The organism is Flavobacterium polysaccharolyticum, assembly GCF_038739875.1.
GTDB classification, from domain to species: Bacteria; Bacteroidota; Bacteroidia; order Flavobacteriales; family Flavobacteriaceae; genus Flavobacterium; species Flavobacterium polysaccharolyticum.
The window spans coordinates 1-26,520 of the sequence record NZ_JBCGDP010000017.1 but is presented as its reverse complement, the minus strand read 5'-3'; the positions used below and the strand labels follow the sequence as shown (position 1 = coordinate 26,520).

17 protein-coding genes and 1 pseudogene are annotated in these 26,520 nt (G+C 32.7%); 7 read left to right on the top strand and 11 right to left on the bottom strand.

What is annotated here, in order from left to right:
• Window positions 1-51: 51 nt before the first annotated feature.
• Window positions 52-594, top strand: coding sequence for a DUF4136 domain-containing protein (locus WFZ86_RS15490; RefSeq protein WP_342692772.1), 543 nt, complete (start codon window positions 52-54; stop codon window positions 592-594).
• A gap of 65 nt (window positions 595-659) precedes the next feature.
• On the opposite strand, the gene WFZ86_RS15485 is transcribed toward WFZ86_RS15490, so the two are convergent.
• The 8 genes from WFZ86_RS15485 to WFZ86_RS15450 all read right to left on the bottom strand — a co-directional run bounded on the left by WFZ86_RS15485 (window position 660) and on the right by WFZ86_RS15450 (window position 11,942).
• Window positions 660-1,652 (bottom strand): phosphatidylinositol-specific phospholipase C, encoded by a 993-nt coding sequence (locus WFZ86_RS15485; protein ID WP_342692771.1) that lies wholly within the window; start codon window positions 1,650-1,652, stop codon window positions 660-662.
• Between the two features lie 100 nt (window positions 1,653-1,752).
• The gene (locus tag WFZ86_RS15480; RefSeq protein ID WP_342692770.1) at window positions 1,753-3,561 is read right to left on the bottom strand and encodes an alkaline phosphatase; all 1,809 of its coding nucleotides are present in this window, start codon (window positions 3,559-3,561) and stop codon (window positions 1,753-1,755) included.
• Between the two features lie 153 nt (window positions 3,562-3,714).
• Window positions 3,715-5,250, bottom strand: a complete 1,536-nt coding sequence (locus WFZ86_RS15475) for a RagB/SusD family nutrient uptake outer membrane protein (protein WP_342692769.1) — start codon at window positions 5,248-5,250, stop codon at window positions 3,715-3,717.
• An 18-nt stretch (window positions 5,251-5,268) separates the two neighbouring features.
• Window positions 5,269-8,664 carry a SusC/RagA family TonB-linked outer membrane protein gene (locus WFZ86_RS15470; RefSeq protein ID WP_342692768.1) on the bottom strand — a complete coding sequence of 1,132 codons (3,396 nt, stop codon included), beginning with the start codon at window positions 8,662-8,664 and terminating at the stop codon, window positions 5,269-5,271.
• Window positions 8,665-8,746: 82 nt separating this feature from the next.
• The gene (locus WFZ86_RS15465) at window positions 8,747-9,691 is read right to left on the bottom strand and encodes a FecR family protein (RefSeq protein ID WP_342692767.1); all 945 of its coding nucleotides are present in this window, start codon (window positions 9,689-9,691) and stop codon (window positions 8,747-8,749) included.
• Window positions 9,692-9,861: 170 nt separating this feature from the next.
• A complete protein-coding gene (locus WFZ86_RS15460) occupies window positions 9,862-10,446 on the bottom strand; it encodes an RNA polymerase sigma-70 factor (RefSeq protein ID WP_342692766.1) in 585 nt (194 codons plus the stop codon).
• A 520-nt stretch (window positions 10,447-10,966) separates the two neighbouring features.
• The gene (locus tag WFZ86_RS15455; RefSeq protein ID WP_315174127.1) at window positions 10,967-11,272 is read right to left on the bottom strand and encodes a YdhR family protein; all 306 of its coding nucleotides are present in this window, start codon (window positions 11,270-11,272) and stop codon (window positions 10,967-10,969) included.
• Window positions 11,273-11,357: 85 nt separating this feature from the next.
• Window positions 11,358-11,942, bottom strand: coding sequence for a Crp/Fnr family transcriptional regulator (locus WFZ86_RS15450; RefSeq protein ID WP_315174126.1), 585 nt, complete (start codon window positions 11,940-11,942; stop codon window positions 11,358-11,360).
• Window positions 11,943-12,564: 622 nt separating this feature from the next.
• On the opposite strand from WFZ86_RS15450, the pseudogene WFZ86_RS15445 reads away from it, so the two are divergent.
• From WFZ86_RS15445 to ilvA, 3 genes and pseudogenes are all read left to right on the top strand, one after another.
• Window positions 12,565-12,729 (top strand): annotated as a pseudogene (locus tag WFZ86_RS15445) (DUF4136 domain-containing protein); the annotation flags it as partial.
• 314 nt (window positions 12,730-13,043) lie between these two features.
• Window positions 13,044-13,472, top strand: a complete 429-nt coding sequence (locus WFZ86_RS15440; protein ID WP_342692765.1) for a hypothetical protein — start codon at window positions 13,044-13,046, stop codon at window positions 13,470-13,472.
• A gap of 9 nt (window positions 13,473-13,481) precedes the next feature.
• The gene (ilvA, locus tag WFZ86_RS15435; RefSeq protein WP_342692764.1) at window positions 13,482-14,726 is read left to right on the top strand and encodes a threonine ammonia-lyase IlvA; all 1,245 of its coding nucleotides are present in this window, start codon (window positions 13,482-13,484) and stop codon (window positions 14,724-14,726) included.
• Between the two features lie 56 nt (window positions 14,727-14,782).
• On the opposite strand, the gene WFZ86_RS15430 is transcribed toward ilvA, so the two are convergent.
• Window positions 14,783-17,899, bottom strand: a complete 3,117-nt coding sequence (locus WFZ86_RS15430) for an Ig-like domain-containing protein (RefSeq protein ID WP_342692763.1) — start codon at window positions 17,897-17,899, stop codon at window positions 14,783-14,785.
• A gap of 240 nt (window positions 17,900-18,139) precedes the next feature.
• On the opposite strand from WFZ86_RS15430, the gene WFZ86_RS15425 reads away from it, so the two are divergent.
• The 3 genes from WFZ86_RS15425 (at window position 18,140) to WFZ86_RS15415 (ending at window position 24,878) form a co-directional block, all read left to right on the top strand.
• Window positions 18,140-18,532 carry a group III truncated hemoglobin gene (locus WFZ86_RS15425; RefSeq protein ID WP_342692762.1) on the top strand — a complete coding sequence of 131 codons (393 nt, stop codon included), beginning with the start codon at window positions 18,140-18,142 and terminating at the stop codon, window positions 18,530-18,532.
• A gap of 689 nt (window positions 18,533-19,221) precedes the next feature.
• On the top strand, window positions 19,222-22,926 hold the full coding sequence (locus WFZ86_RS15420) for a YobI family P-loop NTPase (protein WP_342692761.1): 3,705 nt from the start codon (window positions 19,222-19,224) through the stop codon (window positions 22,924-22,926).
• A gap of 188 nt (window positions 22,927-23,114) precedes the next feature.
• A complete protein-coding gene (locus tag WFZ86_RS15415; RefSeq protein ID WP_342692760.1) occupies window positions 23,115-24,878 on the top strand; it encodes an aromatic amino acid hydroxylase in 1,764 nt (587 codons plus the stop codon).
• Between the two features lie 200 nt (window positions 24,879-25,078).
• Here WFZ86_RS15415 and WFZ86_RS15410 read toward each other — a convergent pair whose 3' ends face one another.
• Window positions 25,079-25,699, bottom strand: a complete 621-nt coding sequence (locus WFZ86_RS15410; protein ID WP_342692759.1) for a DUF4230 domain-containing protein — start codon at window positions 25,697-25,699, stop codon at window positions 25,079-25,081.
• Between the two features lie 78 nt (window positions 25,700-25,777).
• Window positions 25,778-26,389 (bottom strand): GSCFA domain-containing protein, encoded by a 612-nt coding sequence (locus WFZ86_RS15405; RefSeq protein WP_342692823.1) that lies wholly within the window; start codon window positions 26,387-26,389, stop codon window positions 25,778-25,780.
• Between the last annotated feature and the right edge of the window lie 131 nt (window positions 26,390-26,520).

Sequence of the window (26,520 nt, the reverse complement as noted above, 5' to 3'; positions counted from 1 at the left end):
TTGCAGCATAAAGCGAGAATCATAATAGATAATAACTTAAACAATATCCATATGAAACCTATATCATTATTTGCCTTAGTGCTAGTTGTTTTTTTTAGTTCTTGTAGTTCCGTTAGAGTATATTCGGATTACGACAAAAATGTAGATTTTTCTCCTTACAAAACCTATGCGTATTATAAAGCGGGTATTGATAAAGTAGAGATTTCTGATTTGGACAAAAAACGTATTTTGAGAGCCATTGACCAACAAATGGCAGCCAAAGGATTTACTAAAAGCGAAACGCCTGATTTGTTAATTAATATTTTTACTAAATCGAGAGAGCAAGTCAATGTAAACCAATTCAACGCAGGTTGGGGTTACGGCTGGGGTTGGGGCTGGAATCCTTGGATGATGGGTATGGGCGGTAACCAAACCACCGTTTCAACGTCTACCGAAGGCACCTTGTTTATCGACCTCATCGATGCCAAAAAGAAAGAAATGATTTGGCAAGGTGAAGGTATTGGAACCTTAACTAAAAACACGGACAAAAAAGACGAAGTAGTTGCTGAATTTGTGGGGAAAATTTTGGCACAATATCCTCCTGTGAAAAAATAAGAACAATGCCTACTATTATAGTAGGCATTGTTTTTTTTATAATTATCTAGAATTTTAAACCACTATTAGAAATTTGTTTGTACGATTAAACTATTTCTATTAGTCACGGCAAAATCCATGATTATAACTCCAAACCTTCCTTTGGTATTTGTTTGGAAGAATGAAGTCAATTTTGGATTTATTGCGTTAGCCACTGTATTGATATTAGGGATACCAAAAAGTCCTGCTTTGTATCCACTACAGTAATTTAAGTAAAGTTTATTATTATTGCTAGCTGTGTTTTTGGCTTCTTCTGCCAACTCTTTAATCAAATTAAATTTAGTATCATTATTAGGTACTTTGTATTGATCTTGTACTTTAATTAACTGAACACCAGAGATGTCAAAAACAGTATTATCTCCCCAAGAAGATGCATCTACGCCTTTAGTATTATTAGTTGAAAAACGTCTTAGCAAAACAATTTTACCTTTTGCTTGACTCAAAGTAGGTATAGTTGAACCTAAATACCAAATGTTTGCATTTTGGTTTACATACGAATCAAAAGTTGCTTCGAAAGAGCGATTATTCCCAGAAGGATCATATTCTTCTTTCACAGACATAATAATAGTTTCCGAGGGATTTTGAGCCAAAAAGGCAGAACAGCTTTGCAATACATTGGTAAAATTCAAATTTTGATAGACCGATCCGTGATGTATTGTGAAATTGTTCTCAAAATGACGGCAGCGTATATCTAAATATCTAACACCTGATGCAAGTTGTTCATCGAGAGTTAAATTTTGACATTTCGCAGTTCCTGAAAAGGTTTCAAATCTAGCACCAGAATCATGAGTTCCGGGTATTGATATTGCTGTTAATTTCAAATTTTGATCTAGTGCACTCATCCAATTCGACATCGTGTAAGTTGCCGTTTTGGAAGTTAATTGCTTTACATCGTTTTTACTAGTACTTTTTACCGCTTCATTTGCCTGAAGGTCATCGGCTAGATTTGACTCACATGATACAAACAGGAATCCAAACGCAAATAATAAAATCGTTACTCTTTGAACATAATTTTTCATAAATTATTTATTAAGGTTAAACACTACTATTATGTCTTCAAAACAAGGTCTTAGTCCGTATCTAAGTCATTAATTAATAGTTAAATAATTGTTTGAAAAATTATTTTTTAAGCAAAACTTCAAGTATTTTAGAATAAATACTGGTGTTTTGATAAACTCCTGCAAAAGTATCTGCACCGGCTCCATAAGCAAATACAGGTACAGCAATAGCAGTATGATCATTGGTACTAAAACTACCCAACACATAACCTGTTTTTAAATTTCCATCGAGTAATGAAAGACCTCCTGTTTCATGATCAGCAGTTACAATAAGTAATGTTTCTTGGTTTTTATCAACAAATTCCATTGCCTTTCCTACTAATTGATCAAAATCCAAAAGTTCGCGAACTACATACTCTAAGTCATTTTGATGTCCACCGTAATCAATTTGAGCACCTTCCTCCATTATAAAAAAGGGATTTGATGTTTTTGAAAATACTGCACAAGTTTTTTCAAAAGATTTCACCAAAAAATCACCTCTACCTGCTTTTTTAGAGAGACCAGCAACCTGGTCTATGAGTACAATTTTGTTGTTTTTAATGGTATCAATACTATTTAAATTCGTTGAAAATGTGTACCCTTTTTCAATTAAGTTGGTGACCAAATTCTGACCATCTTTTCTTTTGATAAACTCATCAACACCTGCGCCCATTAAAATATCGGATGGATTAGATAAAAAATTACTTGCTATTGGTTCATTGAAACTTCTTTCAGATTGATGTGCGTAAAATGCAGCAGGAGTTGCATCGGTTATGTTGCCTGATGAAATTATTGCGGTTTTGAAATTTCTCTTTGCTAATTTCTGAGTAATTGACTCAATAGGTTTACCTTCTGGATCAACACTTACAAAACGGTTTTTAGTTTTAAAACCTGTAGCCATTGCTGTTCCCCCTGCCGCAGAATCAGTTATATAACTATCAGAAGCATAGGTGATCGAAAACCCTTGTGTTGGAATGTTAAACATATTTAATTGGCCTTTATTTGCAGTGTAACCTGCATAAATTTGAGCGAGTCCCATGCCATCACCAATCAATAAAATAATATTTTTAGTCCTTTTGTTATGTTGTTTAACCTTCGGGATATAAGCAGTATGAAAATTGGTGTTTTGAAAAGAATATTTTTTATAATCATTTATAAATTTGGAAAGTTCACTTGTTTTATCGGTGCCAATATAATCTACCTTGAGTCCCATAAGGGTAATCCATGTATTTACATTATCTTGGGTACTCCAAAAACGAATTTTTTTATTTTTTTGGTGTACTGAATTAATTACACCTTGAATTTTATCTAAATCGGCTTGAATAAGAACCCCTTTACCATTCCAAACTGTATAATTTTTAAGACTTTCACTAATCATAGTTATACGTTCCAATTGCGCTGGAGTATACTCTTCATTTATTCTTCCATCAAAAAAAATATAATTTGGATAGCTAGACCATTGAGTTGGATTTGGCCTATTGCCAGATATTACTATTCTAATAAATTGTCCATTTGTTATTTCTGGATATTTTTTTAATTGCTCTATCAAAACAGCTAAAGTACTTATGGCATCTGTTTTAATATCAATCATAAGATCAAGCTTATTTTCAACAGAGTAAGGAGGCATTTTTTGAAGTTTAATTTTTTCAGAGATTGGATCAAGATAGGCTTTTTTAAGCGTAAAACTAGGGGTTATTTCTTTTAAAGAATGTGCTAAAAACAATTCATTGTCTACTAAAAAGACATCAGCTTCTATGACACCAACTTTATTATTAAAGGCTTCAATGAACGGTACCTTGTTTTCGTAGTCATTGTGGGCATGTATATTAAAAGTCTTATAGTCTTGAGCATGCAACTGCATAAGAAAAAAAAAGAATTTAATTGATTTCATTTTGAATTTGATTTATAAAAATTTAAATGGGTAAAACAAATAGCCAGTTACTGTAAACAATAAATGGCTATTTTTAAATCATAGTAAAACCTCACAAGTTACATTGTATCGTAACTTGGAGATTTTAAAAAAATAAACAAACAACAAGTAATCTTACCAACCAGCATTTTGGATTAAACTTCCTTTGCTTACAGCAATTTCATCAGGAGGTATTGGCCAAACATGGTGTACTTTTGGATTAAAATTTCGTGAAGGATAAATAACCTTACCGTCATAATGATGTAAAGGAAGAGCATATACCGCTTGTGCATCACCCCAACGAACGAGATCAAAATGACGATCCGTCCATTCACCTGCTAATTCACAACGTCTTTCTCTCTTTAAATCTATCATTGTAGCACCAGTTATATTAGGCAATCCAGCACGGTTACGAATCATGTTGATTTCAACATCGGCATTTTGCCCTTTCATTAACTTTGATTCGGCTAGCATCAATATAACATCTGCATAACGCAATAAGGGTAAATTCAAAGCAGTTGAAGGCTTGTCTCCATTTGCATTAACATAACGAATATCTACACTATTGGTGGCTGTTTTTGGATAGGTAAATGGTTCCATATACTTCTTAAATTGGTACCCTGTTCTATTACTAGATCCTGCTACATATTTGCCCTCGTTGAATATTGCTTCTTGACCAAAATAAATGAATTTATCACCTTTTTGAAGTATTGTAGCACTTCTTCTTTTATCTCCAGATTGGTAAGAGTCAAATAATTCTTTTGTAGGATAGAAATTACCCCAACCATTATAGGCTCCCCATCCTTTATCTTCCAAACAAACTCCTGGAAAAATAGAACCCAAACTAGTATTTGAAGCGCTGGATGTTACTGACCAAATATACTCTGAAGACCAGTTATTTGCAATTTTAAACACATCCTCAAAGTTGTCTAACAGTTTATGCTTCCCACTGCTTATAATCAAATTTGCATATTTAATTGCATTGTCCCAATCTTTTGCATACAGATATGTTCTTACTAGATATCCCCAAGCAGCAGTTTTGTGAGCATGACCATAATTATCAGGTGTTAGTTCATTAAAATAAGGTAAAAGTTCAGCTGCCTTTATTAAATCATTTGCGATATAAGTGTAGTTTTCTGCTACATTTTTAGCACGAGGCACGTAAATATTCGTGGGATTTTCTCTATCTTGAATAGGAATTCCAGCACGTTCATCACCGTAACGGTATGCCAGTTCTAAATGCATTACAGCATGATTAAAATAAGCTTCTCCAATCATTTTTGATTTTACTGATTCATCCATTGCGATTTTGGGTACATTTCTCAATAGATCATTACAACGTTTCATAACTTCATAATGCAATGCCCAAATATTTTTAGTATCCGATTCCGAACCGTCTACTGTAAAATTTTTAATCCTTTCGGCATTAGCTCTAGATTTTGTTCCAATATCATCACTTGCGTTATTGAGCCAAAAAAAACCTCTACCATACATATCATCATTACTGTACAAACCATATATTGCATTCAAACCCGCTTTAGCATCAGCTGGAGTTTTCCAAAAACCAGCACTAGAAGGAGCTCCTTGTGGGTCTAAATCAAGCTCATTCTCACATCCCATAAATAAGAAAAACACGAGGGAACCAAAAAATAAAAGAATTGTTTTTTTCATTTTTTCTTTATTTTATAATTAAAAAGTTAAATTGACACCAGTTATAAATATTCTTGATAGAGGATATCTTCCTAAATCTGTTCCAAAATTATTTATACCTACTTCAGGATCCATACCTGAATATTTTGTAATTGTAAATAAGTTTTGTGCTGAAACAAAAATTCTAGCCTTCAATTTATGCTGTACCCAATTTTCATTCAAAGTATAACCAAAAGACACATTTCGTAATCTTAAAAAAGAGGCATCTTCAATGTAAAAATCTGAAATACGTCCGAAATTATTATTATTATCTTTTGCCGATAGAATCGGAATATTGGTATTAGTGTTTTGTGGAGACCATGCATTTTTTGTTTCAGCTAACAAGTTATACCCAGGAAAAGAAGCATTTAAACCTGTATATTTAACTGCATTAAATACACTAACATCAGCAACGCCTTGCAAGAAAACATTGAAATCAAATCTCTTGTAATTCATGTTTAAGTTTAGACTGTATGTCGTTGAAGGAAAAGAATTTCCTAAAATTGTTCTATCATTATTATTTATTGTTCCGTCTCCATTAAGATCTTTAAAACGTATATCTCCAGCTTTTGCATTGGGTTGATAAGCAACCCCATTACTATTCACATATGCTTTAGCTTCAGCATCTGATTGAAACAAACCTTGTGTAGAAAAACCATAAAAAGCTCCAATTGAACTACCTACTTGATATATATTAGCTAATGGTAAGCTTCTTACCCTTGGTGCGTTTATGGGCTCAAGATTTGTCAAGCCTTCCTTAATAGAAACGATTTCATTTTTTAGAAATGCTGCATTCGCTGTTATATCAAATTTGAAGTCTCCATTCGTTTTTTTGTATCCTAAACTCAATTCCAATCCTCTATTTTGAACATCGCCAGAATTAACAATTCTTCCAGAAGGTGTTCCCGCTACACCAGGTAATTGATCTCGAACCAACATATCTTTATTGGTTTTTTCAAATACATCAATAGAACCAATAAAACTATTCTTGAAGAATCCAAAATCTAAACCGATATTTTTTTGTTCTGAACTTTCCCATTTCAATTCAGGATTTGATAATTCTTTTTCCGAAAAGCCAAAATTCAATGTTGGTGACGCTCCAAATAATGAAGTAGTTTGTGTTAATGGCACACTAAATTGATAAGGACCTAAACTCCCCAAGTTCCCTAATTGTCCCCAACTAGCTCTTAGCTTCAAATTCGAAACAATATTTTTTGAACTTTCCATGAAGTTCTCCTTTGTCAATAGCCATCCTAAAGAAACTGATGGATACACTTCCCAACGATTCGCTTTAGTGAGTTTAGAAGTTCCATCCCTTCTAATAATTCCAGTAAACAAATATTTATCATTGTAGGAATAATTCAATCTCCCTAAATAAGAAAGCACCATCACTTTATCGTTACCTGCACCCTTTTGCTCAATAGTTTTTGCATTAAGCAAATAACGCTGAGATGGTGCTTCGCTATCAAATCCGGTACCTTCTACCCTATAATACTCTTGTTCTGAAGATTGATACGTATACCCTAACAAAGCCGAGAAATTATGCTTGTTTATGCTCTTATTGAAAGTAAGTGTTTGCTCACTTAATAAATCCGTAAATGTAGTTGAGGATTGTGTCAACCTATTAAAATCGAATATCTTACCTGGTTCCGTAATTTTAGTTTCAAAAATCTTACTATCGTTTTGAATTCGAGTTATCCCCCAGTTAGATTTAAAACTAAGTCCTTTGATTATTTCCCAATTTAAAAATGGATTGATCAAAATATTTGATACTGGATTTCTATTGTCTAATCTTTTCAAATAAGCTACTGGATTGATTACATCACCATACGAACCGACATATTTAGTAGGGACACCTCCAAATTCTCCGGAACCATCTTGTTTATAAATTGTTGCATTAGGGGGATAAAATATGGCAGATAAGATCGCTCCTGTATAACCACTATCTGTATTGGCTGATTGTCCATTGGTTAATGAATAATTAAAGTTTTCTCCAATGGTCACTTTTGGAGTGATTTTAAATGTTGCGTTTATCCTTGCTGTATATCGTTCAGAAAAAGTATTTAATAAGATTCCTTCATTTCTTCGGTATCCACCTGATACAAAAAAATTCATTTTTTCAGACCCGCCATCAATTGAAGCAGTCAAATCACTAACTTGTTCTACTCGAAAAATTTCATCCATCCATACTGTATTAGTGGTACGAGCGGATGGTTCATTTGCTACATTAAAAGCAGGTATTCTCGGCAATCCAGCATTATCAGTAGCTGTATTCATTGCGTCTGAATATTCTGCAGCATTCAAAGCAACCAGTTTTTTAGCTACACTTTGAGTACCCGATTGAAAATTCACATTAATATTCAGTCGTTCAGCATTTCCCTTTTTGGTAGTAATCAAGATAACACCTCCAGAGGCACGAGCTCCATAAATTGCAGCAGACGCTGCATCTTTCAAAACACTAATAGACTCAATATCATTAGGGTTAATAGTGTTTATTGATCCGCTGTAAATAATTCCATCTAAAATTAGAAGAGGACTCTCAGCATTGAGCGAACCAATACCTCTAATATTTATTGTAGGTGGTGCAGTAGGATCTCCACCATTATTTATTACCGTTACACCAGCAGCTGTACCTTGCAAAAGTTCTGCAGTAGAATTGTACGTTCTACTGGATATTTCTTTTAAAGAAACTGAAGAGACAGCCCCAACAACTTGTGATTTTTTGACACTACCATACCCCATTACAACCACTTCTTGTAATTGTTTTGCATCTTGAATTAATATTACATTCAAGTTGGTAACAGATGAATTAATTTCAATTTCTTGAGTAATGTATCCTAAATAGTTAAAAATTAACACTCCAGTATCATTACTAGTTGCAATTGTGAAACTACCATCAAAACTAGTGGTAGTAGCAAGATTCGTTCCTTTTAGTTTAACTATTACTCCAGGAATAGGCAGACCATCTTCTTTACTTACTACTTTTCCAGAAATTGTTAAGTTATTTTTAGTTCCTTTTTTTTGAACAGAAGCTTTTGTTACAATTATGTTTTTATCTATAATTTCAAATTTCAAGTTTAATGGCGTACAGATTTTATCTAATATGTTGGGTAAACTTTCATTATTAGCAACAAAACTTATTTTTTGCAAACTATTTACTTGTGAAGTTTCATAAAAAAAATGAACATCAAGTTGCTTCTCTATTTTTTTAAATACTAAATTTAATGACTCGTTTTCTACCTTCATGGTTAATTTTGAAGGGCTAAAGTCTTTAGAAGAAGATGAAGAATAAACATTGGTACTCCATAGCGCTACTATTAAAGCTAACATGGATTGTGCGATACAATTCCTTTTTAATTCATTCCATTTCGAATAGAACTTTCTTTTTAAATTCATGATTTTTACTGGTTTTTTAATTTCAATTTAAACTGATTTTATTTTTTTGTGGTATCTGGATTTTATAATATTTCGCTTTGATTTATAATTTGATTACATATCTATTTTCGTCTTTAGTAAAGGAACCGTTAATGGTTTTGGAAAGAATATTTATAATTTGGTCAGGGTCTAATTCAACAAAACGAGCACTTATTTGAATGTTTTTTGATGAATTGTTATTGAACTCAACTTCAATCCCATAGTTGATTTCGATATTTTCTATTAATTCATTTATAGGAGTATTTTCAAAAACCAAGATATTATTTCGCCATGCCCCAATGGTTATTTTATTAATGTCGTTATGCGTTTTTAGTGTATTGTCCTGATTGGATACCGTTATTTTTTGCCCTGGCAAAAGCGCTATTTTTTTATTATTATCAATTGAACTAACTGAAACTTTTCCTGTCAAAACCGAAACTTCTTGTATTCTATGATTTGGATATGCACGAATATTAAAACTGGTACCTATAACTTTAGTATCCATTTTTGAAGTATGAATAATAAAAGGATGTTTTTTATCTTTGGCAACTTCAAAAAAAGCTTCACCCTCTAGATATACTTCTCGAGTTGCTCCACTAAAGTTTTTTGGATATTTCAAAACACTTCCTGAATTTAAGTGGATTATTGATCCATCACTTAGGATTACTATTTCTTTTTGACCAAATCTTGTTTCTGTTTTTTTACAAAAAAAAGAAGACAAAAAAGTATTCGATTGATTTGTACTTATCCACCAAGTACCCATAGATAGGAATACTAATAATGTTGCTGCTATTTGTAATTGGATTGTATTTATAGAAAATAAATAGTTGTTTTTTCTTCTTTTAATAAATTTAATCTCCTTTTGTAAATTTGTTGGAGAGGTTATTATAAGGTCGTTTTGATCATTAGAATTTGAGTTTTGAAACCAGGAATTCCAAATTTTTTCTCCTTCTTCAGAAAAATTACCTTCTAAAAATGTTTTTACTGATTTATGTAAATTATCTGTCATTTAAAAAAACTTATGTCTATAATGATGTCTATGAATTATACTTATGAGTTGGTAGAGAAATATTAACTTTATGTTAAGTCTTAAATAAAGAGCTGCATGCTGTTACTTACCAAAATTTAATTTTAACTCAATTTCTAAGTTTACTAGAAACTTTTTGATGTAGTTAAAAATTAGCATCGAAAAAAAAGTAGAGCAATAAGAAAATAAAATTCCTTCAAATTTGTCCGCATTAATTTCAAAGCATAATTAATATGGTATTTCACAGTCTCTATAGAAATTTTCAACTCCTCAGATATTTCTTTATTAGTATAATTTTTATATCGACTTAACACAAATACCTCTTGTGCCTTGGTAGGCAAGAGTAGTGTTGCATTATTTAACGCTTCTTGTAATTCTTCAAAAAAAATATATTCTTCAATAGAATTTGTTTTCGGAGATTCCTCATATGAATTAACTACTTCATCAATAAAGTCATCTTTTATAGTATTAGATTTAAAATAATCTAAGGTTGCGTATCGCACTGAGGTATACATGTAAGAAGCAAATTTCTTTTGAATAACTAATACTTTTCTGCGCTCCCAAATAGTAATGAATACCTCTTGCACAATTTCTTCGGCAATAGAAACTGATTTAACACGCCTATAAACATAGTTCACTAACAAATCTCTATATCGAATATATAACTCATCAAAAGCTTTTGTACGTCCCTCTTGTAACATAACTACAAGCTCTTCATCAGAAAATTTAGTAAACATTGTAAAATGTATTTATGGATTTCAAAATTTTCACCCTAAAACGAAACAAAAGCATTGGATCGAAGTATTTTCTAATTACATCCCTATTTTGCAAAAACATAGTTTAAACTTTAAGTGGTTACTTTTAAGTCTGACAAAGGGAAACAATAGGTAGGTTGAAAAAGTTACGCTTGTATTAACATTTATTTTAACAAATAACAATTTAGTAAAGCAAGCATACGTTTATTTGCAAAAAAGAGCCAAGAGAATCATCATACATTGTGATTTTTTGGGTTATTTCAAATAAAAATTAATTACTTTTTCGTCTCAATTATGAAAAACAATAACACAATTATTAGCAGCATTTCATTTATCATTCGATGAGAATGTGAGGCGCTGTATATGATAATAAATAAAAAAACCTCCCAAATTGGGAGGTTTTTTTTAAACATCAAAACACTTCTAGTATAAAAACAACTATAATTCGTACCTATATGATCTCGAAAAGTTTAGGGGATTGACTTTATATTTATCTAGTTGATTATACACCTCTTGTAATTTCAGACGCTTCAGTGACAACTGGAATTGATACAATATTTAAGTCTTTAAGAAATGGTAATTGTGCTACTTCGGCAATCATTGCAGAGTTCATGAAATCATCCATAGCTTCCTTTGTTTCCCAAAGATAAAAACTTGAATATAAATCTTCGTGATTTGACATCCAAACTTTTGAGATAAGTCCCTTTACTTTTGCAATTGGTTCCGCATATGGTTTTACCCATTTTTCAATGTATTCTTCCTTTGAATTTAATTCAAGACGATAAGAGAAAATTTGTCCGTACTTCATTTTTGTAACATATTTTAAGATTAATGCAAAATTGCAGTACAAATATCCGACAGACTAAAAGGTAAAAAAATGAAGTTTCGCACTTTTATTCTGTGTGATTTGTCACATTTTTAGCCATTCTGCTCAACATTTCTCTTGAAACTCCAATGTAGGATGCTATATGGTATTTAGGTATTTTTTTTATAAAATTTGGGTACATCTTAAGAAAATATTCAAATCTTTCTATTACTGTTAAATTAAGCATTGTTATAATTCGTTCCTGAGCAGCCACATAACCCGCATTAGATTTTACTCGAAAGAAGTGTTCCATTTTATGAAATTCTTTTGCTAGTTTTTCCAAATCCTTTTTCGTTATGGATAATAATTCACAATCGGTTATGCTCTCCACATATATAGTGGCTTCAGTCTCATTAAAAAAAGCTTTATAATCCGTAATCCACCAATCTGGTTCCGCAAATTGTAAAATATGTTCCTTATCATTTTTGTCAATGTAGTAAGATTTTAAGACACCTTTGATTACAAAGAATTTGCTAACATTTTGTTGACCAACTTGTAGTAATAAAGATTTCTTTTTAACCCTTTTTATAGTAAAATGAGTTAATATGTATTCAAACTCCTGGTCAGTTAAACTTATAATACTTTCTAATTGGTTTCTTAATAGTAAACTCATTTGTCAATTATTTTGCCTGAATGAAAAGTTAGATTTATTCAATAAGAGGGACATAACTAGGATGTAAGCAAAAAAAAACTTCTTGTATAACCCCAAAAACAGATAGATAAACTAAGGTTTTCACTTATTTTTTGTCTCCCAAATATATACAACTTTTAGTGCACTATTTTATTTTAAAAGTGATTATTTCTTTGATTTTGGTAGTAGATCGTTAAATTCTTTTACCGCAGCAACCTTACTCGCTGCCGATTCTACTTGAACCAATTGCCATTGTTGATTCAGTCATCCTGTATAAGTCCAAATGTGGAGATTAGCACCAATTTATTGTTGAAACACTTTCTACATCTAATGCTTTTCCGTTATTCAAGTTGATAATTTTATAATAACCTGCACCAAGAGCCGAAACGGTCCATTAAAATTCATTTGAATTTGTCAAAACTCTTTTCCACAACTTTTACACCATCACTAGAACTCCAATTCTCTGGATCCAAATACCGTTGCGTCCATTTTACGACACTATAAAATTACCGCTACCATTGTTGCTATTTTTGCACCACCAACTGTTGTTGCTGTAATTATTGCAGTACCTGTAGCTATTGCTATCACTAATCCTGTTGCATTAACAGAAGGCACTTTGTTTATCGACCTCATCGATGCCAAAAAGAAAGAAATGATTTGGCAAGGAGAAGGTATTGAAACCTTAACTAAAAACACGGACAAAAAAGACGAAGTGGTTGCTGAATTTGTGGGGAAAATTTTAGCACAATATCCTCCTGTGAAAAAATAAATTGTGGTGCATACCTTATTTCTTTATATTTGCGGTATCCCATTTTTATATGAAAAACAATAACACAATTATTAGCAGCATTTCAATTATCATTCAATGAGAATGTGAGGCGCTGTATAGTATTAACAATAACAATATAGAACCTCCCAATTGGGAGGTTTTTTTTTAGATATGACACAAAACACTAGTATTATTATTATTAACATCATTATTATTCGTCTTTATTGACGAGTTAGGATGTTATGCATAAGTATGAAACCTTTCTCGTCACTTGAGAAAGGTTTTTTTTTGAATAAAAATGAACCACAATAACAATGAAAGAAAAAATAACCCTCACGCTGTTTTGCGAAAAAGAAGAATCCCTAATCAGTAAAATTGTCTTGATATTCACTCGGAAAAAGCTACAAATCGACCATTTTTGGGTAGAATATTGTGAGGACACTTTTGTATATAAAATCAGGGTTGGTTATTGGGATCACGATTCCAACAGCAAAACTATGCTTGCCCTTTTGGAGCGGATTATCGAAGTTTTTTGCTGTTACACCCAAAATCAAAAGGAACTAGAAACCCATCAAATCATACTTTTCAAAATTCCAATCCCTCACAAAGATCAAATCACACATTTTCCTATCTCTTATCTATTTCAAGAAAAGGAGCATTGGATTTGTTGTGGTAAAATAACCAATGAGTACTTTTACGCGTTACAAAACACCCTTACACAAGCAATATTACAATTCAATTAAAAAAACAAAATGAACTTATTTCAATCCATACAACAAGCGCAACAAGAATTATCCAACGTAGTTCCCGCTACTCCTTTAACAGAAAACCTCAATCTTTCAGAAGAGTTTGACGCGACCATTTTACTTAAAAGAGAAGACCTCCAAGTGGTGCGTTCTTATAAAATCAGAGGTGCATACAACAAAATAAAATCCTTAACCGAAAGCGAAAAAACAAACGGCATTGTGTGCGCCAGCGCTGGCAATCATGCACAAGGCGTGGCGTACTCTTGTCATCTTTTACAAATACAAGGCAAAATCTATATGCCCAAAACCACGCCCAATCAAAAAGTAAAGCAAGTACAACTCTTTGGCAAAAAATGGGTAGAAATTGTTTTAACTGGTGACACCTTCGACGATGCCTATGCCAAAGCTGTTGCCGACGCCAAGGACAACCAAAAAGCGTTCATCCACCCCTTTGATGATGAAAAAGTCATTGCGGGACAAGGTACCGTAGGACTCGAAATTGTCGAACAATACCAACAAACCATCGATTATGTTTTTGTTCCCATTGGCGGTGGCGGTTTAGCGTCTGGCCTATCCACCGTTTTCAAACACCTTAGCCCAAATACCAAAATTATTGGCGTTGAACCACAAGGTGCTCCATCAATGAAAACATCCATTGCTAATAAAGTCAACACACCCCTAGACACCATCGATAAATTTGTAGACGGAGCTGCCGTAAAACAAGTCGGCAACCAAACATTTGCCATTTGTCAAAAGAATCTAGACGATATCATCTTGGTTCCCGAAGGAAAAGTGTGCACCACTATCTTGCGTTTGTACAACGAAGAGGCGATGGTTGTAGAACCCGCAGGTGCTTTGACCATCGCGGCCTTGGATTTTTACAAAGACCAAATCAAAGGAAAAACTGTGGTTTGTGTGGTAAGCGGCAGCAACAACGACATTGAACGCACCGCCGAAATCAAGGAGCGTTCTTTACTATATGAAGGATTGATGCATTATTTTATGATACAATTTCCGCAACGTCCCGGAGCGCTTAAAGAATTTGTCAACACCATTTTAGGACCAGACGATGATATCACTTATTTCCAATTTGCCAAAAAGAACAGTCGAGAAGTTGGCTCTGTGGTAGTAGGTTTAGAAGTGAAAAATCCAAACGACATTTTGGCTATCAAAGAAAATATGAAAAAAATGGGATTTGCGTACCAATACCTCAACGAAAAACAAGATTTATTCACACAACTCATTGGTTAAAAAAAGGCTGCCAAATGAATGGCAGCCTTAAAACTTTTTTAAACAAAATGGAGTTGCTATTTTAGAATTTTCTTAGAGAAAATACCATTCCCATCATTTATTTTAACCACATACACACCTTTTGGTAATCTTGAAACATCAATTTCAACTTCACTTCCTTTACTAAAATCAACATCTTTAACCAAAACTAGTTCTCCTGACATGGAATACAATTTTACTTCACCAAATCCTGAATTTACAGTAGTAATATTCAATAAATCTTTGGTTGAATTGAAATAAACCACTATGTTATTTTCTAGTGGTGCCTTCAATTGTTTTACCTCAGCAACCTTATTAGCAGTCGATTCTACTTGCACCAATTGCCATTGTTGATTTAGTCCGCCTGTGTAAGTCCAAACCTGAATAGAGGCGCCATTTAGTGTTGAAACATTTTCTACGTCTAATGCTTTTCCGCTATTCACGTTTATAATTTTATAATAACCTGCACCGAGAGACGAAACGGTCCATTTCAATTCATTGGAATTTGTGAATGCTCTTTGCACAACTTTTACGCCATCACCAGTGCTGCTATTCTCGGTAGCCAAATACAGTTGCGTCGATTTTACGATAATATAAAAATTACCACTACCATCAGGGACTAATTTCCAACGTTGATTATTTCCACCTCCATTGGCAATGTCATATTGTTGAATTCTCGCACCGCTCGTCGTGGCATTATCTGCTACATCCAATCCTTTGTTACTATTTCTTGAAATAATATTATAATATCCTGGAAAAGGCGTTATAACAGTAATAGTACTTGTAGCTGTTTTTGCACCATCAACCGTTGTTGCTGTAATTATTGCAGTACCTGTTGCTATTGCTGTCACTAATCCTGTTGCATTAACAGAAGCCACTGCTGTATTACTTGAACTCCAAGTAACGTTTTTATTCGTTGCATTATTTGGCGCAACAGTCGCTACCAACTGTAAGGTTCCAGCAACTATAATCGATGAAGAAGTTGGATTGATGGCAATAGAGGAAACGGGAATCGATGTCACATTTTTGACTTCAATTTTATCAATATTAAATTCCCCACCAATAATTTCTAAGCGTAAAATTTTGTTATTCCCCCCTGAAAATGGAATATTAGGAATTGCAACCGTCTGATAAACATCCCAAGAACCTGTATTGGGCACATCCAAAGTCCCTAATACAACGCCATCTAACAGCACACGTAATTGCTTACCAGAATATATAGACGCTAGAGTTGCTTCTATAGTATAGGTTCCCGATGTTACATTCGAGGTATATTCTGTCCACTCACCAGTAGCAGTCCATCCGGTAGCAAAACCAGTTGTTCCAGCAATAGTAGTAATATCAACACCTTCGTTGGTTCGGTATGCGCCACCTTGATTTGTAGATTCGTTATCAAAATAGGCATTATTTTGACCTCCTTGATCATAATTCTCTGCCTGAATTACTCCTGGCAAAGTCGCTGGAATGCCTCCATAAGGCAATTGTCCTTGAACTGTGACAGAACAAGTAGCCACTTTGTTACCATTAACTGTGGTAGCCGTTACTACTGCTGAACCCTGAGCAATTCCTGTAACCAAACCACTTGAATTAACTGAAGCTACAGCACTATTACTAGAACTCCATATTACATTTTTATTACTTGCATTAGCGGGAGAAACTGTGGCTGTAAGCTGAGTACTTGCATTTACAAACAGACTTACATTCGTTGGACTCACACTTACACCAGTAACAGGTACCGCATCTACAGGCATCCAATTAAAAGTTACTGCGGATGCTGCTGGAACTGCATAATTAAAAGCTGCTGATCCAGAAACAATTCTGATCGTATTTTCAGCCCCACCAGCATTGTACACTAAAAGTGAAAGTGAACCGTCTGTATTTTTAAATCCTGCAGAAGTTATAGAACCATTGGTACTGCTGGTGCCCACTCTCAATGCTCCAGCCTTCACAAACTTTGATATTTGGCCAATAATGTAATAAGCAACATTTTTAGTATAACTTGTACTATTGGTTATGGTTACAGCCCCTAAACAAGTAGTACATCCACCTGGCGTATGTGGACCTAAACTTGAGTTGTTGGCTACATTCCATTCCAAAACAGTCTTTGACCAGTTATTCGTAGTCCCAATAACTACATTTTGCATATGCCAACCGAAATCACCACTAAAACTTCCATTAGGACCTGTATATTGCTCTGTAAAATAGACGTTTTTATTTGTTGCATCGTGAACTACAGACATCGCCGAAGCATTTCCAGCATACATATGAAAAGCAGCCCCCTCAGCATAGCTGCTATTGTTTAACACATCAATAGGATAAGCGGTATTATCACAATTATGATCAAAAGCTATAATTTTGACATTACCATAACCAGCGGCTGCCATTTGTGGACCAAGCTGACTATTAATAAAATTCTTTTGTTCCGTTGAATTCATCAACATACTGGGCTCATTATAAGGATTTTCCGGTTCATTTTGAGGCGTAATTCCCCAGACAGAAATACCTTGCGCTTTCATAGCATCTAAATACTTTACAAAATACTTAGCATAAGCTGCATAATATTGTGTTTGCAAACTTCCACCAATCCATGAATTATTGGTTTTCATCCATCGAGGAGCCGTCCAAGGAGTGGCTAATATTTTAATATTCGGATTGATTAACAGTATCTTTTTAATCATCGGAATCAAATAAGTCGCATCAGGACCATTCAAGCTAAAATTATTCATATTCACATCTCCCGAAGTTTCATTATAACTATAAGAAGAGCTACTCAAATCCGAAGCACCAATACTAATACGAACAATATTCACGTTCAAACCCGTTGTTGGGTGGTATAAATCATTGAGCAACTGATTTTGTTGCGTTGCAGCCATAGCGCTAATCACTTCACAACTACCCTCTGTAAGGGTGTAACCAAAACCATCCATAGTTTGATAAGTAGTTGCGGGAGTAATGGTGACAGTAGAAGGATTATTTCCAGAAATAGAACCGAAACTAACATTCGCTTGCTGTTGCAACAACTTTGTCTGATTCCCTGTCGTCATCCAAGGCGTAACAGTTTGAGCTTCTGCCTTTACAAAAAAAGCAAACAGAATAATTATAAAGAGAATTAATGGCTCTCCCCCATTTCTATTTTTTTTGGTTTTTTTATTCATAATATTTGGTTTTAATAGTTCCTTGGTTTAATGGTATTATATCATCAGTTAATTAATAACTCGTTTAAATTGCGGAGGGTAATATTATATCAATTTCAATGAAAAACAATCATTTTTAATCACTACAAAAACACATCAAACAAGCTAAGGCCAGAAACTGCGGGATTTCATCTTGCGAAACACAACAGTATATCCAACATTAAATCTTATTTTTGCATTACTTTTTACACACAAAAAATTATGATTCCAAACGACATACAAGACCTAAACGACATCAAAAAAATGGTCGATACGTTTTATACCAATGTGCGTCAAGACGAGGCAATAGGTCCCGTTTTCAACGAAAAAATAGGCGAACGCTGGCCAGAACATCTCGAAAAAATGTACCGCTTTTGGCAAACCATTTTGCTCGATACGCACACCTACTCCGGAAGCCCATTTCCGCCACACAAACAATTGCCCGTAGACAAAACCCATTTCGACCGCTGGATGGCAATTTTCACCACCACAATCGATAGTTTGTTTGCCGGCCCACTAGCCGAAGAAGCCAAGCTAAGAGCCAAAAATATGGCCGAAATGTTCAACTATAAGATTGAGTATTTTAGACAAGCCGAAAGAGAACAATTGAAATAGTCCTGACCCCAGACAATAGCAAATAAAATCAGGTAATTGTTCCGTTTTCTTTGAACATTAATTGCCTCCAACTTTAGTTGGAGGAACAAAATTTAAGTGTTTTAAAGGCTTTAGCCAAAATCAGCTGCTTTTATTTGGCTAAAGCCAACACAAATCCATCACCCATTACTCCAGCTAAAGCTGGAGCCAATTGAAAGCAAAACAAGCTGAATAGTTACAAAATCAGCTAAAGCTGGAGCCAATTGAAAGCAAAACGAGCTGAATAGTTACAAAATCAGTTTTTTCATCTGTGAAAATCTGTGTCATTTGTGTCTAAGAAAAATAGCCTTACAGTCAGGAGCGAAACAAAAGGCAGTATCAGCCAGTATGGGTTCCCGCCATCCGCTCTAATCTTTGGTACCGAACCCCGGCACCAAAGGATTTCCACTACTGACGGGGCTAAAGAGGTTTCATTGGGGCTGTTTTGGAAAAGTAAACCATTGTTAAAATCCCTAACAAAAACCTGCAAATAATCTTTCAGTATAAATTTTAATATTTAGGACAGATCCTAACTACCAAATCATTAAAAGCCGTAACTCATTTAGTTAGGGCTTTTTTGTTGATAACTTACAAGTAATCTTTTTCTTTAATTTAATTATCTTAGCAAAAAGCAATTAAAAATCATTTGATTTCTTATATAACAACTAGTTATGAGCAGAATTCCCTCAAAGAAAAATAAGTTAACAATTTTCGAAAAAATCAAATTTAAAAAAAATGAGTTTTTCAGATTCTATATTACAAGAATACTAAAACATTTGTCCAACTATTTAAAAAAAACAACCACAATAAATGGATTTGAAAATCCTGACAATTTCGAAGATTTTGGTCCAATTGTTTTAAGCGATGAAGAAGACAGACATAGCAAAAAGATAAAATATGCTATAGATAATCCTAATATATTAAATCTTGCGTTAACTGGACCGCTTGGAAGTGGCAAGAGTACAATTTTAAAAACATTTAAACACAATTACATAGAATACAATTACTTAGATATCTCTCTGGCTACTTTTGATAAAAAAACATTAGACACTGAAAAAATTGAACATAATATCTTGAAGCAACTTTTTTATAGTGTAGAACATAAACAAATTCCTGAATCAAGATTTAAAAGAATTGAAAATCTTAAAGGAATAAAATTAAAAACTTTTCTTTTTATACTTTGGTTGTGTTCATTATCTTATTTCCTAAAATTTGAGTTTTTTAATGAATTAATAAAAACACTACACCTTAATTACCAATTTGCATTCTTAAGTTTTATTTATGGGCTATATTTCATTGCTTATTCAGCTGTATTAGTCTACAAACTTATGACGTTTATTTTAAATTTTAAACTGACTAAATTTAAAATTAAAGATGTTGATTTTGACAACGATCAGGATAAAAAAACAATAAACTTCGAAAACGAAATCGATGAAATCTTATATTTCTTTGAAAGAAACCCAATTGAAATTGTTTTTTTTCAAGATTTAGATAGATTCAACGAGAGTGAAATATTTATAAAATTGAGAGAAATAAATAACTTGATTAATAATTATGAACCTATTAAGAAGAAAAGAAAAGTAACATTTATTTATGCTGTCTCTGATGACATATTCAAAGAAAATGAAAGAGCAAAATTTTTTGACTTTATTATTCCTGTAATTCCTGTTATAAATTACACAAGTTCGAGTTCTAAATTGTTAGCAAAATTAAATCCAGACATAAGAAATAAAAAATTATCAAAAGATTTTATTGACGACGTTAGTCTTTTCCTAAATGATTACCGTACAATTAAATCAATATACAATGAATACCAAATTTACAAAAACATCATTGGTAAACAATTAGACAGCTATAACAACTTGTTGGCTATGATGATATATAAAAATATTGAGCCTACAGATTTTGATAAATTAAATTCTAATAATGGCTATGTCTATAATGTAATACAAAATTCTAAAGAACTAATTGAAAAAAGAATTCAATTTTTTGATGACAAAATCATCGAATTAAGCAAAAAAACAGAAGACGCTAAAAATGAGACGCTTAAAAACGCAGAAGAATTAAGAAGACTTTATGTATCAAAGTTTTGCGAGTTAGTAATAACAAAACACAATTATCCATTTCATGCTTTTAATATAAATAATAATAGGCAATCTTTAGAAACAACTATTTCAGATGATGTTTTTGATTTATTTAGAAAAGAAACAGATATCAAATTCTATACTAGCCAATATAGTTCTCTCTCTCATAGTGGCATTTCATTTAAACAAATTGAAGAAGCTATTGACAAAGCGAATTATTCCGAGAGATTAGAAATAATTTTAAATAACCAAAAAGACAAACTGAATAAAATTAAAGTTGAGTTAAATAATTTTAAAAAGGAGAAGCAAGATTTAAAATCAAAAAAATTATATGAAATTTTAGACGATAGTAATTCAATAGCTTTTTTTAAAAAATATAGCGATGAAAATAAAGGACTAAATAATTTAAAATTAATTAATTATTTATTAATTGAAGGATATATCAATGAAGATTATAATCATTATATATCCTATTTTCACCCCGGCAGTATTACAAAAGAAGACAATGATTTTTTAATGAGTCTTTTGCCAAGTGAGAAACCGCTTCCGCCTAATCACAAGTTGAAAGAGGTAAACAGCTTAATTAAACGAATAAAACCTGAAAACTATAATAGAGAAGCAATTTTAAATTTTACTCTAATTGACTATTTAATTGAAAACAAAATAACGAGTAAATTTAATTCTATTATAAATTTAATAAGTAAAGAAAATGAAAAATCAATTAGTTTTATAGATGATTATTTAGAGTACGCAAATGAAAATAATAAATCTATATTTTTCAAAACCATATTGAACAATTGGAGTGAATTTTGGAATTCTATTATAACTAAATCGAATTTTATTCCAGAAAAAATCGAATTGTATCTAACATACATTTTTAAGTATCTTGATTTAACTACAATTAATAATATTGACAAACAACATAAACTTTCAAATTACATCTCTGAATTAGATAATCTACGCTGTTTTGAAAATGATGTCAATATTGAAACACTTCAAAAATTTCTTAAAGACTCACCCACTGAATTTAAAAATCTTAACTATGAAGAAAAGCATAGAAGTCTTTTTGAATTTATTTACAATAATAATATTTATGAAATAAACGAGAAAATGATTGAATTATTTATTTCACATTTCAATCAAAACAATATCAATATTAACAATCTCAAAACCTCAAATTATACAACAATTAAAGAATCAGGAATGTCTAAACTTATCGAATATATTGATAAGGACCTTGATATTTATTTAGAAGATGTTTTCATAAAATTAGAAAATAACACAAATGAATCTCAAGAAAGTATTACATCAATACTTAATAATGCCCGTCCTGAAACATCCATCGAAATAATAGAAAAAACTAAATTTTCAGTAACGGATTTATCAAAAATTGAGACTATAAAAATGCAGTCCAAATTAATCACATCTAATAAAATAACTACTGATTGGAAAAATTTGATAACCTATTATAAGAAGTCTAAAGAAATTGATGATACTATAATTGAATATTTAAATATTGAGCACAATTACAATATTCTTTCAAAAATTCGCATTGACGATTCAGATGCTAGTATAAAAACAAGTTTTTCAAAAGATTTGATTATGAGTGATATTTCAGATGAAAGCTACTCAAGATTAACAAAAAGTCTTCCCTTTTATTATAAAAACGGAAATGAATTCATCGGAATTAGTAACTCAAAAATGAAATTATTAATCGACTCAAAAACTATTTCTTTATCTTCTCATAATTTCACTATGATTGATGATCAATTTAATGATTTGTTAATTTTCCTCATAGAAAAAAATGTAGTTAATTTTATGGAATCAATTGAAAAATACACTTTAGATAGTTCAATTATTTTAAAAATTTTAAAATCACAAGCTTTTAATGCCTCTCAAAAATTATTAATTATTGAAAATACAACCGATGATGTTTTAATCAATAATAAAAATTTACTTGTAGAATTGAGTAAATTTTTACTAGAAAACAAAAAAAGTAAAATAAGTTCTGCCCTATTAATTGCATTAATTTCAAATTCAACAACACATAAAGACAAAGTTGAATTAACTAATAACTATTTCAATTTTATTGAAAACTTTAATTTAAGTGTGGTTATTGAAAAAATTGAAGAATTTTCAAAATTACTTATTGGTAAACATCCAAAAGTAGATAACATAAAACACAACCAACAACTAATAAAAAATCTTGAAGGTAAACTCATAAGTAATAAGAAAGTATCAAAGGATAGTAAAAAAATTGAATTATTCCCATACTTAAAAAGTAGAATTTAAATACAACTCATATTAGTCAATATTAAACCCCTTCATTCAGGTGAAAAATTTTGAGCTGTTTTTAAAAAACAAAAGTAAACCATTGTTAAAATCCTATAAAAACACTTGGTTTACTAAAAATACCCAATAAAAACCTGTAAATAATCATTCGAAATTGTATTTTTACAAAAAACTATACCGATTTCGATATGAATGCAAAAATAGAAAGTAATCCCCTAATCGAGCGATTACCGAAACATTTGAAACAGTTTATCAAACCACAAGATTACGAAGATTACACGCCCATCAACCAAGCCGTTTGGCGCTACGTGATGCGCAAAAACGTGGACTACCTATCCAAGGTTGCGCACAGTTCGTACCTCGAAGGTTTACAAAAAACAGGTATCGAAATCGACTCCATTCCGAGTATGTACGGTATGAATCGCATATTATCCGAAATTGGATGGGCTGCCGTTGCCGTAGATGGATTTATTCCACCCAACGCTTTTATGGAATTCCAAGCCTATAATGTGTTGGTAATCGCCTCAGATATTCGCCAATTAGAACACATCGAATACACGCCAGCTCCAGATATCATTCACGAAGGTGCGGGACACGCTCCTATTATTGCCAATCCAGAATATGCGGAATACTTGCGTCGCTTTGGCGAAATTGGTTGCAAAGCCATTTCTTCGCATAAAGATTACGAAATGTATGAAGCCATTCGTTTACTTTCGATTTTAAAAGAAGCCGAGGGAACACCACAAAGCGAAATTGAAGCCGCTGAAAAAGCAGTAGAAGATTTGCAAAACAATATGGGAGAACTCTCCGAAATGGCTCAAATCCGAAACTTACATTGGTGGACCGTGGAGTACGGTTTAATTGGCACATTAGAAAATCCAAAAATATACGGCGCTGGTTTGCTTTCCTCAATTGGAGAAAGTGCTTGGTGCATGACCAACAACGTCAAAAAACTACCGTATACTTTTAGTGCAGCACAACAAAGTTTTGACATTACCAAAGTGCAACCTCAACTCTATGTAACTCCTGATTTTGCATATTTGAGCTTAATCCTAGAAGAATTTGCCAATACGATGGCTTTGAGAACAGGTGGTTTATCTGGCATCAAAAAACTCATCGATTCCAAAGCTTTGGGAACCGTAGAATTGAGTACTGGTTTACAGATTTCAGGTGTTTTTACCAACGTAATCGAACATGAAGGCAAACCCATTTACCTACAAACGACTGGAAAAACAGCCTTGGCGAACCGAGAAAAAGAATTAGTAGGACACGGAACTGCAGCTCACCAAGAAGGTTTTGGTAGCCCCATCGGGAAACTCAAAGGCATCAACCTCGCTATTGAAGATATGAGTCCACGTGACTTAAAAGCATACGACATTTACGAAGGCGAAACTGCCACTTTGGAGTTTGAAGGCAACATCAAAGTAGTGGGTGAAATCATCACTGGCAAGCGAAATCTACACGGCGAAATCATCTTGATTTCTTTTAAAAACTGTACAGTTACGCACGGGGAAACGGTTCTGTTTCAACCAGAATGGGGAACTTATGATATGGCGGTGGGTAAGAAATTAGTTTCGGCTTTTTCTGGCCCTGCGGATGTGAATAGTTTTGATTTGATTGCTCACGTACCAAGTAGCAAAACCATCAAAGCTTCAACCTCAGCAGAAAGAGATGCTTTAGAAGTTCTCTACCATACCGTTCGTAATATCCGTGAGACTAGAGATACGACAACATCATTGGCTCCCATTTTTGAAAAATTAAAAGAAGAACACGCTACCGATTGGTTACTTTGTGTAGAATTAGTAGAACTTTTAAAAGCAAGAAACGAAACGCTATTACTTAACGAAATTCTTTCTCATCTAGAAAATCTTAAAAAGCAACGCCCTGAAGTTGCCCAATTAATTTCGAATGGTTTAGAATTGATTTTTGAAAAAGAGGAAACTGTTCACTAAAATTTACAAACACAGATTGATTGTGCAGATTCGCGTTTAACTGCTACTTATCAATCAAATAGAAAAAAAACAACCGCAAATTCGCAAATTTTAATATTAAATAAAAATTTGTGGATTTGCGGTTTAATTTTTAAACTATACCTTTCGATGTAAACTTTTTTATGGAATTTGGAATTTATTTTTTGGAATTTATCTTTCTTTTACAACTTCAAATCCTGTTTTAGCTGGCTTTCGGTTTCGATGACTTCACCATTGTATTGTAGTTTCCAGCCTAGAGAATTGGTTAAGATGAGCATTTTGGAAATTTCGCTTACCAAACGATTTTTAGCATTGGTTTTCAAAGTTGACTTCTCTACTTTTTGAGCCATTCTTGTTTTTACGTTTTTGTTGATTTTGTTATAATCAGCACCTGTAAATTCATTGAGTTTGCTTTGCTCCACATCATAATATTGGATGTCAGGATAAATCGAAATCTCTTCTTTTGGAATGGAAAGAATCGTTATGGTTTTGTTCTTTTCATCGATATCGTATTTCATTTGATGCAAATCGTAAGCCACAGTTACTTTGGCATTCACAATCACAATCGCCTTCTTTTCAAAAGAAATCATATCCAAAAAGTACTTATTCGAATTCTTATACGTGATGACTTCCGAAAAATGCCCTTCGGTTACCACCAATTTCCCTACATTTAGGATTTGTTGCTGAATGAGATTCGTATTGTAATCGAACTCGTCTTCTTTTTCTTTTTTAAAATCGCAGTATTTAAACAACAACAAGCCAATAACTACTACTCCAACTCCAATTAAAATGCGTTTCAACATAACTAAAATTTCATAAATGTAAATTATATTTTTTTATCGGTCATATATGGTATGCTTCGCCAATTCGCTTCGCTCGGGTCACCTTTTATTTTTGGTGTTTGTTTGCAACAAACCAGTAGTTAGTGGTGATTTCATAAATGAATACTGTGCCTCTAATGTAGCTATTTTTTCTTTCAGATTCGCCTCAAACTTTTGATGGCTTTCAGAATTTGGATTAAAGGGTCGATGCGCCAAACCTTTTTGTATGGTTTGAACCAATTCCATTGTAGCTATTGCACTAGCGTCAATTTGAGTGGCAGCAAATCGTCCCCAGATATAATCAATCGCCAATGAACTAGGATGTATCATATCGTCTGCATAAAACCGATAATCCCTAAGCTCGTCCATCATAATTTCGTAGCTGGGAAAAAGCCCCCTAGCCCCCGAAGGGGGAACTACTTCCGATTCTTGTAAAAAGCTATAAATAGCTGTTATTAAATGCGCTTTACTTACTTGATTTTCTACAAAACCGTCTTTGAGATGGCGAACGGGCGAAACAGTAAAAATGAAATTACATTTTGGATTTATGGTTTCAATTAAAGAGACTGTATTTTGAATCGATTTTTGGATGCTATCAATCGACAACAACTCTTTGCTAAATTGCTTTTGTGGCACTTTATGGCAGTTCGCTACAATAGCATTGGTTTCAATATACTGTATCGTCCTAAAAAAAGTTTACAGTTTTTAATTAATACCTAGAATAGGTTTACATTTTTTTTTAATACTAGAATTAGTTTACAATGATAGTGTTTTTTCGATAATAGTTCTTCCATAGTTTTTCT